Source organism: Kitasatospora phosalacinea (genome assembly GCF_030268885.1).
In the GTDB taxonomy this organism is placed as follows: domain Bacteria; phylum Actinomycetota; class Actinomycetes; order Streptomycetales; family Streptomycetaceae; genus Kitasatospora; species Kitasatospora phosalacinea_C.
This window is the reverse complement of the sequence record NZ_BSSA01000130.1, coordinates 1-340: the sequence shown is the minus strand read 5'-3', so window position 1 is coordinate 340 and position 340 is coordinate 1. Positions and strand designations below refer to the sequence as shown.

General features: G+C 67.6%; 1 pseudogene. It reads left to right on the top strand.

Going from position 1 to position 340, the window contains the following annotated elements:
• Window positions 1–135 precede the first annotated feature (135 nt).
• Window positions 136–340 (top strand): annotated as a pseudogene (locus QSK52_RS39235) (hypothetical protein); the annotation flags it as partial.

Below are 340 nucleotides of genomic sequence, written 5' to 3'. Positions count from 1 at the left end.
GGTCGTGGAGTTGCTGTCGTTCTTCGGCATCAACTGGCCGACGGTGAACGAGGACAGGGTGCGCGAGTTCGCCGCGCACGTGCGGGAGTTCGCGCAGAACGTCGAGTCCTCGCACCAGGAGTCGACGCGGCGGGCGTGATCGTGGCGATGAAGGTCGAGACGATCGCCGAACTCGTCGTGCTGGCGGCGGCGTTGGTGGCGGACCAGGCGGCGGCGGTGGCCACCTTCGGGATCGCGGAGGCCGCGGTGCTGGCGATCGAGGAGGCCGCGAAGCGTCTGATCAACTACCTGGAGCAGCAGTTGGAGCAGTACATCATCGCCCAGGTGGTGGAGGCCGCGA